Genomic DNA, 14,548 nt, shown 5'->3' with positions numbered 1-14,548 from the left:
GAAACGTCTATGGAAATGAGAGGCCTCATGGGTGGGTTCTATCGAATCTCCGAATGGATTATGCGCCTTGCGGTAACAAACGTGCTGTGGGCTATTTGTTCGATCCCGTTCTTGTTTATGATCTTGTCAGCTGTCTTTGTTACGACGGATGCGGCGACGCAGACATCGATGCTGATTGTAGCGGCTGTGCTGGCACCGTTCACGCTATTCCCTGCAACGGCTGCGCTGTTCACGCTGACACGCAAGTGGGTCATGGGCGAGGTTGACGTTCCGCTGCTTAAGACATTCTTCCGCGGCTATAAAGAGAACTACAAGCAAAGCATGCTGGGCGGCCTGTTGTATGCAGCGCTGTACACGATTATTTTCGTCGATTTCAAGGTGTATTGGAATCAGCCAAACATGCAGCTTATCTCGTACTTGTTCGTCGGATTCCTGTTCGTCCTGCTCGTATCGATGTTTAACTTCTTCTCCATGTTGGTACATTACCATATGAAGACGATGCAGCTTATCAAGAATGCGCTGCTCATCTCGATCGGACGACCATTCCGTTCTATTAGTACACTTATTATGGCGTGCGTTGTGTTCTACATCAGCTTGCGCTTTACGTTCTTGTTCCCGTTCTTCACCGCAAGCATCATCGGTTACATCTCTTTCTGGAACTTCAACTTCATCTATCAGAAGATGCAAGCGCAGATGGAGAAACAGCGTGAGGCGGCGGAGAAGAATGACGAGGCTTCCGAGGATGATGTGGATTCAGATGATCTCGTTCACGTCACAGGCAAAAAATAGATTCGGTTGAATCGTTTACATTTGCTTACGATCCGTCTATAATACAAATACATCCTGCGATGTTCGTTACGGTTCATAATTGTTTTGAACCAATGGCTGTTTTACGGGAGACCTAAATCGAAGCGCGGCTGACACGCCTTCATTTTATGAAGGACCTCAAAAATGCTTCTGCGGACACCCACCTGCGAGAGCGGGTTCAGAAACAAGCGAGTCGGACGGCATTAGCGGGTACTAGCAGCAAATGAATCCCGATCCTAACGGATCGGGATTTTTTGTTTGATTGTGTGTTAAAATTGTCGGAAACGGCTAAAACGTGTTATGATAAGAAATAGCGTTCATAGATGTTGGAGGGGGAGATCTCGTTGTTGAAGCGGACCTTGATGGGGCTACTGCGCAGTCATGAGCAAACGGGGGACAAGGCAAAGGATCCGTTGTTGAAATCCCATTATTACAAACTATCGAAAGATAAGTCTTGGGAAGAAGTTCTGTCTACGCTTAAGAAAATTCAAGGCTTTCGGGTTATTCATGAAGTGCCATCCGTAGGTGAGATCGTTCTTGAGAAGCGTACTGTTACAGGGCGTACGATGGATATTACAGTGTCGGTCATTGGTGTTAACCCGTTGACGAGTGCTGTCGACATTTACTCGGCTTCTCGCGGCTCGCTCGGCGATCTTGGCTCCAATTATCGCGTGATCATCGAACTATATCGTGTATTGGACAAGAAGCTATCTGCCTATAAGACGACGGCTCAAAGATAAGGGTTTGAATTAGATTAATGGACATGAAAAAAAGCGAGGAAGGAAGCTCCTTCTCTCGCTTTGTCTATGAGATGGGTTATTAGGCGAGCGCTTTAACAGCGTCGATTGCTGCTTCGTAGTTCGGATGCTCTGTCATTTCGCCCAGGTACTCCACGTACTTGATCGTGTTGTTGGCATCAAGAACGAAGATGGAGCGCATGTCGAGACCGAGCTCTTGGATGTATACGCCGTATGCATCGCCGAAGCTGTGCGATTTGTAATCGGAGAGCAGTACGACGCGATCTACGCCGGCTGCACCGCACCAGCGGGATTGCGCGAATGGAAGGTCAACACTGACCGTAATAATGACAACATTGTCGCCAAGGTTGCTTGCTGCTTCGTTGAAACGGCGAGTTTGCGCGTCGCATACGCCCGTATCGATCGAAGGAACAACGCTAATCAGTTTTACTTTACCGGCAAAGTCGCTCAGCGATGCATTTTCGAGCAGGTTCTTGTTGATTTGGAAGTCTGGAGCTTGATCTCCAACTTTAAGTTCTGGTCCGATCAGCGTGATCGGGTTACCTTTGAAAGTGGCTGCACCATTGCGTGCTTGAGACATAATGGATTCGTCCTCCTTAATTGATTTTGGTGGATTAACATCCATTATTATATACGTTTTGATTTGGACTTGTCCAATTCATACCAAGGTGGAATGTACATGATCTTTTTTCGATATGAATCGTTTCGCGCTTATCTGCGTATGTATCCTGTCACGGCTGCGCTCATTGCGATTAACCTTGTTCTGTACGGGATTGTGGAACTCGATGGTGGCCCATATGAGAGTGATATTTTACTCCGCTATGGGTTCCTGCAGATGGAAACAGATCCGTATGTGACGACAGAATGGTGGCGCTATGTGACTTCGATGTTCCTGCATGCGAGTTTCATGCATCTTTTCTTCAATATGACCTCGCTGCTCATTTTCGCGCCGCCACTGGAACGATTGTTAGGACATGTGCGGTATTTCCTGTTGTACATGGTTGCAGGTATTGTTGGCAATCTGTTCTCGGCGATCATGCACCATGGGAACATATTGTCTGTTGGTGCATCGGGTGCGATTTATGGTATTGATGGAGCTTTTCTGTTCTTTGCCATTTTCGGCAAGCATCTGCTTGATGAGGCTTCTCGCAAAACGGTGTACGGTATTATTGCAATTGGACTGTTATATTCGTTTATGAATACGAATGTGAATGCATCGGCCCATATTGGCGGTGCGATTGCAGGCTTTATTCTGTTCGGGTTATTCACTTGGAAGAAGCTGCGCCGCCGCTAATAGGATGAGGAATGTGCACGCGGATACGAGCGATCAGTGAGAGGGAGCAAATTGATTTAATATGGAACTTCGTCAGTTACATTATTTTGTAAAAGTAGCAAAGAAAGAGCATGTTACGCAGGCAGCAGAGGAGCTTCACGTCGCACAGTCGGCAGTGAGTCGACAAATTCATCAACTGGAAGAAGAGCTTGGGGTCAAGCTGTTCTTACAGAAAGGCCGCAACTTGCAGCTGACACCAGCTGGACAGCTGTTCTTGAAGCGTGCAGAGGTCATTCTGGACGATCTAGAGAAGGCTGTAGTAGAAATTCATGAGTTTATGGACCCGGAACGCGGAGAGATCCGTCTGGGCTTCCCGCATAGCCTTGGCATGTCGCTCGTGCCGCAAGTCGTTGCCGCATTCCGCAAACAGCATCCGAAGGTGCAATTTCGCTTCAAGCAGGGGATGTTCCCGAGTTTGCTAAGGGATATGATGCAAGGTGACATTGACCTGGCGTTCATTTCACCATTCCCGGACGATCATCAATCGGTATGCGGAGAGGTGCTGTTGACAGAGCAGCTGTTGGCTATTCTGCCGCCGAGCCATCCGCTTGCAGGCAGTGAGGAGATTGACCTGGCGCAGCTTAAGGATGAAACATTCGTTATGTTCAGTGAAGGGTACTCACTGCGTCCAATCGTCCTGGAGGCGTGCTTAGAGGCTGGCTTTACGCCGAAGGTTGGCTTTGAGGGAGAAGAAACGGATACGATCCGTGGTCTCGTAGCGGCAGGTATGGGCGTCAGCTTGCTTCCTGATATGGCGCTCAGCCAGACGGGGCCGCTGCAGCCGGCGAAGGTGAAGCTGAAGTCGCCAGCGGTTACGCGCACGATCGGTTTGATCCGTCGGTCGAATGAAAAGCTGCCGAAAGTTGCCAATGTATTCCGGACCTTCTTAATCGAGTATTTCCAGAAGGAAATTCAAGACAAGAAGCTTGAGAAATAGGGTATTCAGGACGGTATCTGCCAATAACTTAACATTATATTAACATCAAGCTGACGCGGATTGTCCAATGTCAGCTTTTTTGTTTCTTCTGACTCGTGTTTTGTCTTATCTATGCGCGTAGCTTCCCCAGTTTATGTTAAAATCCAGCTTTGAAAGGTCTTGATACTGAAATACAACAATTACATCACTTAATTCTCCTATGGACGATACATCTCACAAACAAGCAAACAAAAAGAAGCGCTGCTCAGCAGCGCTTCTTTTTTATAATCTCGAACGAAAGTTATGGCCCAAAGGGGCATACGACACCTAGCACGTAGCATCTCACACCCGTCTCTGTCACGCCACCGCCCCCTTCCGGGAGTCCCCTGGGGTCCTCCCTAGCAGGGAGGATTTAGGTGGGTAGAAACTCTTTAATCGTCGTTATTGGACGAAGTGAAGATCATTATATATTTAATGAGCTCCAGCAAGGAGATAAGCGCCGCTGCGACGTAAGTGAGTGCCGCCGCATTGAGTACCTTGGCTACGCCGCGCTCTTCCTCATTGCGAATGAAGCCTTCGGCGACCATGATGTCGCGCGCGCGATTGCTGGCGTTGAATTCGACTGGCAGCGTGACAAGCTGGAACGCGACGGCTACCGAGAAGAAGATGATGCCTACACCGATCAGGCCTGTCGCATGGAACAGGAAACCTGCTAACAGCAAAAATGGCGCAAGCCCAGAGGCGGAATTGACGACAGGGAATATTTTATGCCGCAACACAAGCATGGGGTAATGCTTCTGGTGTTGAATCGCATGGCCAACCTCGTGGCACGCGACAGAAATTGCTGAGATCGAACGTTCGAAGTATACCGATTCCGATAGTCGAACGACACGATGGATCGGATCGTAATGGTCAGACAATGTTCCGCGTACAGCTTCAATTGGTATGTTGTGCAGTCCATTGGCGTCAAGCATACGGCGAGCGGCGTCATACCCCGTCATTCCACTGGAGACCGGTACTCCGGCCCATCGGTTGAAGGTGCCGCGTACACGGAATTGAGCCCAAATTGAGATGACGAAGGCGATCAGGATTAAGAAATCCATCGGATGAAAAAACATAGCTGCAACCCCTCCATGTATGAATTTGGCTAAATGTAGTCTGCACGCAAATTCGCTAGCTCATTACATAAGGTTGCTCTTGTTCATAATCAGCATCAAGGCTTCGATACAAGCCGCTGTTTGCGGCAGCAGTCTCGTGTAAAGACGATTGGCTTGCCGTGGCTTAAGCTGCTCAATGACAGGCTCAAGCTCCTTCACTTCACGTTCCAGCTTGGCAAGCTGATGCTGCAGCTCACTTAGCTTATGAGAAACCTCTTCTTCAGACGACACGCGATCCCAATCGGTTAAGGTGCGTTTGATTTCGTCTAGCGAATATTTGTCGTGCTTCATTTGTTCAATACGTTTGAGCCGTCGAATCGTTTCGTCATTATATAGTCTGTAGTTTTTGTCTGAACGGCTTGCAGCTTCAATTAGTCCCATGGAAGTGTAGTAGTCGATTGTTCGTGGACTGATATTCGTCTTCTTGGCTAGTTCGCCGATACGGTACAGTGATTGATCTGCCACAGTTCGCACCTGCTTTCTTTCAATTCTTCTATATTCATGATAATAGGTAACGAACCATACAGTCAAACGTCATGCTTTAATGTTGACGAATTTGTAACAATCTCGTCACTCCTTATTCACATGTATGAAAACCTCACATTCGATCGTCCGAGAATAACGTCTGCTATCTTATGTCAGGTATTTTGGAAAAAACGTATTGTCAAACCACATAATCCTAACTATAATGACATTAAGTCTTTCGTTAGATGTTATGTAATATGACATTAAGGGAGTGGTTGTTGTGGTCAAAAAGTTGATGCTTTCAGTAGTAGCTTTACTTATGCTGTTCCCGGCAATGGCCTTCGCAGCAGATGAAGGTCCGTCGACAAGTTTGCTAAACATGGGACTGAACTCGGTGTGGATCGTCGTCGCATTCGTACTCGTCCTCCTCATGCAAGGTGGATTTATACTTCTCGAGACGGGTTCTACTCGAATGAAAAACGCAGGTCACGTAGCCGGCAAGACGATCTTCACGATTGGTTTATGTACCCTGATATACTGGGCTTTCGGTTACGGTATTTTCAACGGTGGTGCTGACATTAGTGAAGGCTTGAGGAAATTCATCGGTTGGGGCGATTTCTTCTATAGTCCTGTAACGTCAGCTGGAGAAGGCGATAGCTTCCCGGTTACGGCATTCTTCTTGTTCCAATTGGCATTCGCAACAATCTCGCTGTCGATCGCATGGGGCGGCTTCGCCGAACGTGCGAAATTGTCGGTGTACCTCGTGTTCACGATCTTCTTCACAGCAGTGGTATATCCGGTTATCGCACACTGGATCTGGGGCGGCGGCTGGCTCGCTGCAGATGGTGCGCAAGACTACGCAGGTTCGACGGTTGTTCACTTAACAGGTGCACTTGCAGCAATGGCAGCTACGATCTTGCTCAAACCTCGTATTGGCAAATACAATAAAGATGGCTCCGCGAACGAAATTCTCGGTCACAACCAAGTGTTCAGCGCATTGTCTGTCCTTCTTCTGTGGGTTGGCTGGTTCGGTTTCAACGCAGGCAGCGCATTGAGCGTAGGCGATGGCTTCTTCGGTTTCGTTGCATTCAACACGATGCTTGGTGCAGGTGCAGGTACGGTGTCAGCATTGCTCATCTCGTGGGCGATTACAGGTAAAGCAGACATTTCGACGACGCTGAACGGCGCACTCGCAGGTCTCGTTGCCATTACAGCTTCTTGTGCATTCGTTGATCCTTGGGCAGCAGTCGTCATTGGTCTCGTAGCAGGTGTGCTTGTATTCTTCAGCGCGAAGCTGTTCGAGAAATTGCGTATTGACGATCCAATCTACGCAATGTCGGTTCATGGTGCAGCAGGTGTCTGGGGTACGCTGGCGAACGGTTTGTTCGCAACGGATGAGTTGGCAACAAAGGTTGGCGTTGGTCAAGGTGGGTTGTTCGATACAGGCAGCTGGCATCAATTCGGCGTACAGCTTGAATCGGTAGTTGTGTGCGGCTTGTATGTGCTTATCGCATCGTTCATTATCCTTGGTGTGATGAAACTTGTCATGGGTCTTCGTGTTACGGAAGAGCAAGAAATCGTTGGTCTGGATTTGAGCGAGCATGGTACGTATGGCTATCCAGAGCAAATGAAAAAAGCACAAAATAACAATCTTCAAGCATAATGCTTCCTGTTCGTAAATTGACGGAGGGGAGAGGACAGCGCATGAGCGATCCGCAGCGGTTGCAGCTTCTGCGATCCATCAATGAAGCAGCCGATGCAGAGCTGCTTCGCAGCCTGCGGGATCATGCGAACGATCGCATGGCGAGCAAGCGGTCCGAACTGCCGATCGATCAATTTTATACGGAGCTGAACGAGGCTTACGATGCAATGATCAGACGCGCGATAAGCCTCGCAGAAGCACATATGGCACGGGTCGGGATGGGTTTTCCCCCCGTGCCTTATGCGTATTTGTTGTTCGGCAGCGGAGGAAGATGCGAGCAGACGCTGTCCAGTGATCAAGATAGCGGACTCGTCTATGAGGATGAGCCTGATGTGGAGAAGGCAGAGGCGAATCGTAATTATTTTGCAAAGTTATCGAGACAGGTTGTCCTTGTCTTAGAGCGGCTTGGATTTCCTCGCTGTGAGGGCAATGTTCTTAGCGATAATCCCGCTTGGAGTATGTCCTTATCGAGCTGGAACAAGCAGCTGGATGAATGGTTCGAACATCCGGCCTGGGAGTCGGTTCGTTATTTGCTCATCGTAGCAGACGGACGTTGTGTGTATGGAGATTCGTTGTTGTTGGATCGAATGCAGGACCATTTCTTCGCGAATATGGGGAAGCATCCGATTATCATTGGACGAATGCTCGAGAATACGATGCGTCATAAGGTGCTTGTCGGTATATTTGGCCAGCTGCTCAAGGAACGTTACGGTGAAGATACAGGCAGTATTGATATGAAATATGGAGCCTATATTCCGATGGTGAATGCGATACGGCTGATGGCGATTCAGCAGGAGATTCGAAATACATCCACGCTGGAGCGGATGAAAGCGCTGCAGAAAGCAGGTGTGTTATCGGATGAGGATGCAAGATCGTACAGCGAAGCGTTTCTGTTGTTCCTGCAGCTTCGTCTAATGACGACGGAGAAGCAGGAAATGGGGATGTATGCGAATAACGGCAAGCTGGCAGTCCGAACGTTAACGCGTGACACGATTGAACAATTGAAGAGAGGTCTTCGAATCGGCAAAAGGCTGCAGCGTCGCGTCTTCAAACAGGCATCAGTCAGGCTTAGGTAATTCGGAGGGGAAGTGCGATGAAGGATCAGAAGAGCGCCGGGCGTATGTGGCATTTGTACAAAATGGGCGGCATTACGCCTGCTATCGCTTCCATGTTCGGCTCTCCGAATGCACAGCAAATGGCATTTATTCGTTCTATGGCGAAGGATCAGCGCAATCATTCTACGTTAGATATGCCGCTCCGCGAGCTTCCGATCGTTGTATTCGATCTGGAGACGACGGGATTTTATCCGAATAATGATGATGAAATTATTTCGTTTGGCGGCGTAGCTGTTCAAGGAGAAGAGATCGATGAGCAGAACACCTTCTACAGTCTCGTTAATCCAAAGCGTCGCATACCGCTGCATATTACGGAGTTGACAGGCATAACGAACGAAATGGCAGGGTCAGCGCCGGAATTAATGCAAGCGCTGCACGACTTTATGGAATTCATCGGAAGACGGATGCTGATTGCACATGGGTCTGGGCATGACAAGCAGTTTCTTAACGCGGCGCTGTGGCGTACATCGAAGGTTCATCTCACTCATCGTGTTATCGATACGATGATGGTAGCCAAGTGGCTGGAGCCGCGTCGAAGCGATGGATATGGACTTGATGAGCTGTTAATGAGTGCAGGCATACCGATCGAGAATCGGCATCATGCGCTCCATGACTCGATCATGACGGCTAAGCTCTGGGTGCAATATTTGAGGCGGATGAAGGATCGGAATATTATTACGCTCGGTGATCTGTATGCGTACTTGAGTAGATAGGTCGATTGAAAATGACAGGCAGACTGGTTTCGGCGAACAATTGCCAAAGTCAGTCTGCCTGTTTGTTGTCTGGTTGTACATGTTCGATACATAGTTCAACTGGCAGCCACTCATCCGAAGGTTTCCAGTACGCACGTATGACTGGTTCGTGGGTGAAGAAGGACACAATAAGCGTAATCGCACCTGCCTGAGGCGGCGATCCTGCTGAGTCAGAGGTGGACGGAATAGGTATGCTTCTCGGATGGCTGTGGTAGTATCCGACTAGGTGCTGCTTGTTGACCTGAAGTTGATACATGGCCGAAATCCATGCGGCAGGCTCGAATGCGAAAGCGCTGCGCGGGTTCGGATGAACATTTTTGATGGGAAGTACCCCATCGATGATCGCGTGATTGGTATTGCTGCCGATGAGCAGACCGCAGGCTTCATTCGGAAGTTCGGAGCGGCAGCGTGCCAGCAGCTCTGTATAAGCGTTAGCGGATAAGGTATAGGTTAACGAACCGTCATCTTGTGTCATAAAGGACTCCTAGTCTAGTTAGTACTCACTTAAACCTAAGTATATCGAATTATGAAGATGTCGGCATAATCGATTGGTCGTTGGCAAGTGTAAGTACCTAAGTTTGTGGCATATTCTTGAACTTCGGTTATGGACCGCCCGGCTTGCGTCGGCATTGGCTTGAGCGAATGACAGGGGCATGGTAACATGTTAGACAATGGCATCATAGGAGAAGGAAGGTACACAAGATGGATCGTAAACGAAGATTAATACTTGTATTTCTATGTGCTGCGGCGTTAGTTGTCGTTGCCATTGTCCAATATACGAACAGCAAATCCGATACGGCCGCTGCTTCAGCCTCGAAGCCGAAAGCGGGTTATCCAGCGCCGGTCATCGATCTGCCGAACTTGCAGGATGAGACGGTTACCGTTGGCGGGAAAAGCGATCAGATTCAGCTCATCAACTTTTGGGCGGCTTGGTGTGGTCCTTGTGAGCTGGAAGCGCCGGATCTTCAAAGCGCATTTGAGAAATATGGCGATCAAATCGCTTTCCGCGGTGTGAACTCGACAAAGTACGACCGAGAGCGGGATGCACGTAATTTTGTAGACGAGCAGAAGCTGACGTTCCCGATTCTGATGGATCGCGAAGGTGATGCAACGGATGAATATAAGGTTAAATCGTACCCGACTACATTTGTCGTGGACAAGAATGGTACAATCGTTGAACGGATCGAGGGCGTCATGACGGAAGAAGATGTGGCGCGCATTGTGAAGGAGTATGCGAATACGTAACCTGTTGAAGCTGCAGCAGCTGTTGATCAAACAGTTGCTGCAGTTTTTTTGCTGCCGAATAGCAGTTATCAAAAAACCTCCAACCCGCGATGGGATTGGAGGTTTGTCGTATGTTGATTAGTGATTCACAAGCCCGAGGCGTTCCTTCGATTCGTTGATGACCTCGATTTTCGACATGCCGAGCAGCGCATAACGAATGCTGTCCACGAGTGCTTCCCAGCTTGCTTCAATGACGTTGCTTGAAACGCCGACCGTGCTCCATGTACTGCTGAAGTCGGAGGACTCGACGAGTACACGTACTTTCGCAGCCGTTGCATCCTTCTCATCGATAACCCGAACCTTGTAGTCCGATAGGTGGAAGTTCTCGATCTCTGGATAAAATTGTACAAGCGCTTTGCGGAGTGCGTTATCAAGTGCGTTTACTGGGCCGTTGCCTTCTGCAGCGGTGTAAACCGTTTGACCATCGACCGAAATCTTAACGATTGCTTCGGATACCATATGACCATTCGTTTTATCGACGAGCATTTTGAAAGACTCGACTTTGAACAGTTCTGTCGTCTCGCCATACGCTTCACGGAGCAGCAGCTCAAGCGATGCGTCAGCGCCTTCGAATTGGTAGCCTTGATGCTCAAGGTCTTTGATGTGGTTCATGATGTCCTTCGTCTTCTCCGTGTTCGCATTGACATCAAGACCAAGCTCTTGTGCTTTGGACAAAATGTTGCTCTGGCCAGCAAGCTCGGACACGAGAATACGCTGCTTGTTGCCAACGAGCTCAGGGGCGATGTGCTCGTACGTCTTCGAATCCTTCATGATCGCAGAGACGTGAATGCCGCCTTTATGCGCGAACGCAGCGTTGCCGACGTAGGCTTGTCCCACTGGCATATTCACGTTCGCAATTTCGCTTACATAACGAGCTGTACCTGTAAGGGACTGAAGCTGCTGATCCGTTACGCAGTTGTAGTTCATTTTCAACTGCAGCGTCGGAATGATCGAGCACAGGTTCGCGTTACCGCAGCGCTCGCCATATCCATTAATCGTACCTTGAACTTGACGCGCACCTGCTTGTACGGCTGCCAATGAGTTGGCTACTGCCAGCTCACAGTCATTGTGTGTGTGGATACCGATCGGTGCGTTGATCTCTTGACGTACGCGCGTAACGATGTCATGGATCTCGCCTGGCAGTGTACCGCCGTTCGTATCGCATAGAACGAGCCAGTCTGCGCCGGCGTTATGAGCATTCTTCAATACGGACAGCGCGTATTCGGGGTTGTTCTTGAAACCATCGAAGAAATGCTCGGCGTCGAACATGGCTTCAAGTCCGTTACGCTTCAAGAATCCAATCGAATCGTAAATCATCGCAAGATTCTCTTCGAGTGTCGTCTGCAGGGCGGTATGTACGTGGAAATCCCACGATTTGCCGACCAACGTCGCTGCAGGAACACCGGATTCAATAATGCGCACGAGGCTTGAATCCTGCTCGGCAAGGCTGTTCTTCCGACGTGTGCTGCCGAAAGCAGTCAGCTTGGCGCGCAGTCCAAGGGATTTGGCACGCTGGAAGAACTCGATGTCCTTCCCGTTGCTGCCTGGATTGCCGCCTTCAATATAATGAACGCCCAATGCGTCGAGTTTCAGGGCGATTTTGATTTTGTCTTCCGCAGACAAGCTGATCCCTTCACCTTGTGTGCCGTCACGCAGCGTCGTGTCAAAGATCGAGATGGCATTTGTCATAGTCAGGACGCTCCTCCTTCATTAACCGTTTACGTTGTTTCTACAATGTTCGGCAAGTCATAATTTTAAACCATTCGTGCTTTCCCTCATTATAACACTCGTGCTTTAGGGAATTGATTCGTCAACATAATTTCCTATTATAACACTTGTACGTTCGAAAGTAGAGAGGAAAGCGCTATTTTTTTGCTCAGCTCCTCGCATTGATCCATATGGCATAAGATTGTATGCTGGAAGAGAGTCGAAACGTCTTATTATTTGGGTAACAATAACGTGTGCGAAGAGGTGTTAGGCATGGAGCAGACAGATCGATTTTACCCGACGAAAGGCAGAGTCATTCTGCATCTCGACATGAATGCGTTCTACTGCTCTGTGCATGAGGCGGAGGAACCGCATCTGTATCGGGACAAGCCAACTGCCGTCGCTGGCAGTGTCGAACTGCGCAAAGGCATAGTCGTTACCTGCTCGTATGCAGCAAGGCGCAAAGGCGTTCGAACGGGAATGACGGTTCGGCAGGCGACGCGGTTGTGCCCGGAGCTTATCCTCATCCGGCCGGACTTCGATATGTATCGCAAATATTCGCGTGGCTTCATGAACATTGCGATGCAGTATACGCCGCAGGTAGAGGCAACATCAATCGATGAATGTTACCTCGATATTACGGGATCGAAGCAATTCGGCACACCGCTCGAAATCGCGCGTACTATACAGCAGCGGATCTGGAATGAATGGTCGCTTCCATGTTCAATTGGCGTTGCGCCGAATAAGCTGCTGGCGAAGATGGCCTCTGATATGCACAAACCCAACGGTCTTACCGTGCTTCGGCTGCGGGATGTGCCGGAGGTGCTATGGAATAAGCCGTGCGATACGTTGTTTGGCGTCGGGCGCAAGTCAGCGGAGAAGCTTCGCAAGCTGAACATTATGACGATCGGCGAGCTGGCGGCAGCAGAGGAGTCATTGCTCGTTCGTCACTTCGGCGTTTATGGCCACTGGATGAAAGAAGCGGCACATGGACATGACCATTCTCCGGTGAAGGAAGGCCGAGAACGGAATAAGTCGATTGGCCATGCGACGACGCTGGCTGCGGACGTGATCAAGCGGGAGGATGCGCACCGCGTGCTCTTGAACCTGGCGGATCAGACGGGCCGAAGGCTTAGACGTCAGAAGCTGATGGCCAAGACGGTACAGGTGACGATTCGGCGGCCAGATATGTCGACCATTCAGCGGTCGGCGACGCTCGAGGTACCGAGCGAGACAGCGGATTTATTTTATAAGGAAGCGTGTAAGCTGTTCGATGCGAATTGGCGGGAGGGTGAGCCGGTCCGGCTGCTTGGCATTACGCTTGCACAGCTGTCGCCACGTGAAGAAACGGCGGTACAGCTCGATCTGTTCAGCTATGAGGAGCAGCCGAAGAAGGAGGCGCTGACGCGTGTGATGGACGCGCTTCGGGACAAATTCGGAGAGGCTGCAGTGCTTACCGCGGGCATGTTGGGCGACGATCCGTCAGCCTTAATTCGAAATAAACGAATTAGGGGGACATCCTTGCAAACAGACGAGCATATGTTATATAGTGAGGAGTAAGAGTCATGGATTATGGCGAATTCGTTCTAATCTGTATAAGATATCTGCTTGTCAATGCATCAATTTAGGAGGGTTCAAAATGGGCAAATTTACGTGGGTCGAGAAAGATACTTGCATCGCATGCGGCGCTTGCGGGGCAACGGCTCCTGACATTTATGATTACGACGACGAAGGTCTTGCTGAAACGATCTATAATGGCGACGGAAACACCGGTAACCAAGAAATTCCGGAAGATCTGTACGACGATCTGCAAGATGCAGCTGACGGCTGCCCGACGGATTCCATCAAGATCGCAGACGTGCCATTCAACGCTTAATTTATATGAGATAACAATAAGCCTTGCCCATTTACGTGGGCAAGGCTTATTTATTATGTCCGACGGTCTCACTGCGAAGAGCGGATGCTTCAACGCAAATAGGGCTGCGCGGCATATATCATCGCAGTCGCAAGCGAGGCAAATTGCTTGCGCTGATCTTCGGTTAGAACGGCCGCCATATCCGTTAGTTGCTGCTCGATCATGGCCTCTCCTTCTTCAATCAGCCGCATGCCGTCGCTCGTCAACCGAACGTTGAAGCCGCGTTTGTCGGTAGGGGATGCGACACGTTCAACAAGACCTCGACGCTGGGCTCGATCGATGAGTCCGGTAATACTCGACTTGTCCAAGCCCAGATGCTGAGCGAGCTGCTGCATGCTTGGTTCACGATCTCGAAGAATGCCAAGCAGCCTGATCTGAATGATCGATAGATCGTGCTGGGCTCCGATTTTGTTCAGAGCGTTATGAATGAGGAAGGAGAACTGTACCATGCTGTCGACAAGAGGAAGCTCATGCGGCGATGGTGTAAAGGGATTCGTCACGGTCAATCACTCCATACAGATTGTTATCCACTTATTGTAACACAGAATATAACATATTGACTTAGTACGCGTCACAAACTATTATTGTTTGTGTGACAAACTAAATGAGCGATGTTGCTCCAATGGAGGTTTGACTG

The 14,548-nt window shown here is 49.5% G+C and carries 16 protein-coding genes and 1 other RNA gene; 11 read left to right on the top strand and 6 right to left on the bottom strand.

The window, feature by feature from the left end; translation table 11 throughout:
• The first annotated feature begins 9 nt into the window (after positions 1-9).
• From DFQ01_RS16780 to DFQ01_RS16770, 3 genes are all read left to right on the top strand, one after another.
• Positions 10-789: a YesL family protein gene (locus DFQ01_RS16780; protein WP_110045048.1), complete on the top strand. Its 780-nt coding sequence runs from the start codon at positions 10-12 to the stop codon at positions 787-789.
• 48 nt (positions 790-837) lie between these two features.
• Positions 838-1,024, top strand: a non-coding RNA gene (gene ssrS / locus DFQ01_RS16775) — 6S RNA.
• Between the two features lie 127 nt (positions 1,025-1,151).
• Positions 1,152-1,547, top strand: coding sequence for a DUF1499 domain-containing protein (locus tag DFQ01_RS16770; RefSeq protein WP_110045047.1), 396 nt, complete (start codon positions 1,152-1,154; stop codon positions 1,545-1,547).
• Between the two features lie 79 nt (positions 1,548-1,626).
• Here the strand turns inward: DFQ01_RS16770 and tpx are convergent, their stop codons facing one another.
• The gene (gene tpx, locus DFQ01_RS16765; RefSeq protein WP_110045046.1) at positions 1,627-2,145 is read right to left on the bottom strand and encodes a thiol peroxidase; all 519 of its coding nucleotides are present in this window, start codon (positions 2,143-2,145) and stop codon (positions 1,627-1,629) included.
• Between the two features lie 99 nt (positions 2,146-2,244).
• On the opposite strand from tpx, the gene DFQ01_RS16760 reads away from it, so the two are divergent.
• Together DFQ01_RS16760 and gltC are read left to right on the top strand one after the other, a co-directional pair.
• On the top strand, positions 2,245-2,859 hold the full coding sequence (locus DFQ01_RS16760; RefSeq protein ID WP_110045045.1) for a rhomboid family intramembrane serine protease: 615 nt from the start codon (positions 2,245-2,247) through the stop codon (positions 2,857-2,859).
• Between the two features lie 61 nt (positions 2,860-2,920).
• A complete protein-coding gene (gene gltC, locus DFQ01_RS16755) occupies positions 2,921-3,835 on the top strand; it encodes a glutamate biosynthesis transcriptional regulator GltC (protein WP_110045044.1) in 915 nt (304 codons plus the stop codon).
• Positions 3,836-4,245: 410 nt separating this feature from the next.
• Here the strand turns inward: gltC and DFQ01_RS16750 are convergent, their stop codons facing one another.
• Positions 4,246-4,932 carry a zinc metallopeptidase gene (locus DFQ01_RS16750; protein WP_110045043.1) on the bottom strand — a complete coding sequence of 229 codons (687 nt, stop codon included), beginning with the start codon at positions 4,930-4,932 and terminating at the stop codon, positions 4,246-4,248.
• Positions 4,933-4,995: 63 nt separating this feature from the next.
• Positions 4,996-5,436, bottom strand: coding sequence for a MerR family transcriptional regulator (locus tag DFQ01_RS16745; RefSeq protein ID WP_110045042.1), 441 nt, complete (start codon positions 5,434-5,436; stop codon positions 4,996-4,998).
• Between the two features lie 295 nt (positions 5,437-5,731).
• Between DFQ01_RS16745 and DFQ01_RS16740 the strand changes: the two genes are divergently transcribed.
• From DFQ01_RS16740 to DFQ01_RS16730, 3 genes are read left to right on the top strand one after another with little or no spacing between them, the layout of a single operon-like run.
• Positions 5,732-7,099, top strand: a complete 1,368-nt coding sequence (locus DFQ01_RS16740) for an ammonium transporter (RefSeq protein WP_425452416.1) — start codon at positions 5,732-5,734, stop codon at positions 7,097-7,099.
• 41 nt (positions 7,100-7,140) lie between these two features.
• Complete coding sequence (locus DFQ01_RS16735) at positions 7,141-8,214, top strand: DUF294 nucleotidyltransferase-like domain-containing protein (protein ID WP_110045041.1); 1,074 nt, start codon at positions 7,141-7,143, stop codon at positions 8,212-8,214.
• Between the two features lie 17 nt (positions 8,215-8,231).
• Positions 8,232-8,966 (top strand): exonuclease domain-containing protein, encoded by a 735-nt coding sequence (locus tag DFQ01_RS16730; RefSeq protein WP_110045040.1) that lies wholly within the window; start codon positions 8,232-8,234, stop codon positions 8,964-8,966.
• Between the two features lie 49 nt (positions 8,967-9,015).
• Here DFQ01_RS16730 and DFQ01_RS16725 read toward each other — a convergent pair whose 3' ends face one another.
• A complete protein-coding gene (locus DFQ01_RS16725; RefSeq protein WP_110045039.1) occupies positions 9,016-9,480 on the bottom strand; it encodes a M67 family metallopeptidase in 465 nt (154 codons plus the stop codon).
• Between the two features lie 227 nt (positions 9,481-9,707).
• Between DFQ01_RS16725 and DFQ01_RS16720 the strand changes: the two genes are divergently transcribed.
• Complete coding sequence (locus DFQ01_RS16720; RefSeq protein WP_110045038.1) at positions 9,708-10,250, top strand: TlpA family protein disulfide reductase; 543 nt, start codon at positions 9,708-9,710, stop codon at positions 10,248-10,250.
• Between the two features lie 117 nt (positions 10,251-10,367).
• On the opposite strand, the gene cimA is transcribed toward DFQ01_RS16720, so the two are convergent.
• Positions 10,368-11,978, bottom strand: a complete 1,611-nt coding sequence (gene cimA / locus DFQ01_RS16715; protein WP_110045037.1) for a citramalate synthase — start codon at positions 11,976-11,978, stop codon at positions 10,368-10,370.
• A 291-nt stretch (positions 11,979-12,269) separates the two neighbouring features.
• Here cimA and DFQ01_RS16710 point away from each other — a divergent pair, with 291 nt between their 5' ends.
• The gene (locus tag DFQ01_RS16710) at positions 12,270-13,556 is read left to right on the top strand and encodes a DNA polymerase IV (RefSeq protein ID WP_110045036.1); all 1,287 of its coding nucleotides are present in this window, start codon (positions 12,270-12,272) and stop codon (positions 13,554-13,556) included.
• Between the two features lie 79 nt (positions 13,557-13,635).
• Complete coding sequence (locus DFQ01_RS16705; RefSeq protein ID WP_110045035.1) at positions 13,636-13,872, top strand: ferredoxin; 237 nt, start codon at positions 13,636-13,638, stop codon at positions 13,870-13,872.
• An 89-nt stretch (positions 13,873-13,961) separates the two neighbouring features.
• Here the strand turns inward: DFQ01_RS16705 and DFQ01_RS16700 are convergent, their stop codons facing one another.
• Positions 13,962-14,411 (bottom strand): MarR family winged helix-turn-helix transcriptional regulator, encoded by a 450-nt coding sequence (locus DFQ01_RS16700; protein WP_245946754.1) that lies wholly within the window; start codon positions 14,409-14,411, stop codon positions 13,962-13,964.
• Between the last annotated feature and the right edge of the window lie 137 nt (positions 14,412-14,548).

The organism is Paenibacillus cellulosilyticus (genome assembly GCF_003182255.1).
Classification (GTDB): Bacteria; Bacillota; Bacilli; order Paenibacillales; family Paenibacillaceae; genus Paenibacillus_T; species Paenibacillus_T cellulosilyticus.
The sequence above is the reverse complement of the archived record's forward strand: the minus strand, read 5'-3'. Positions and strand labels throughout refer to the sequence as shown.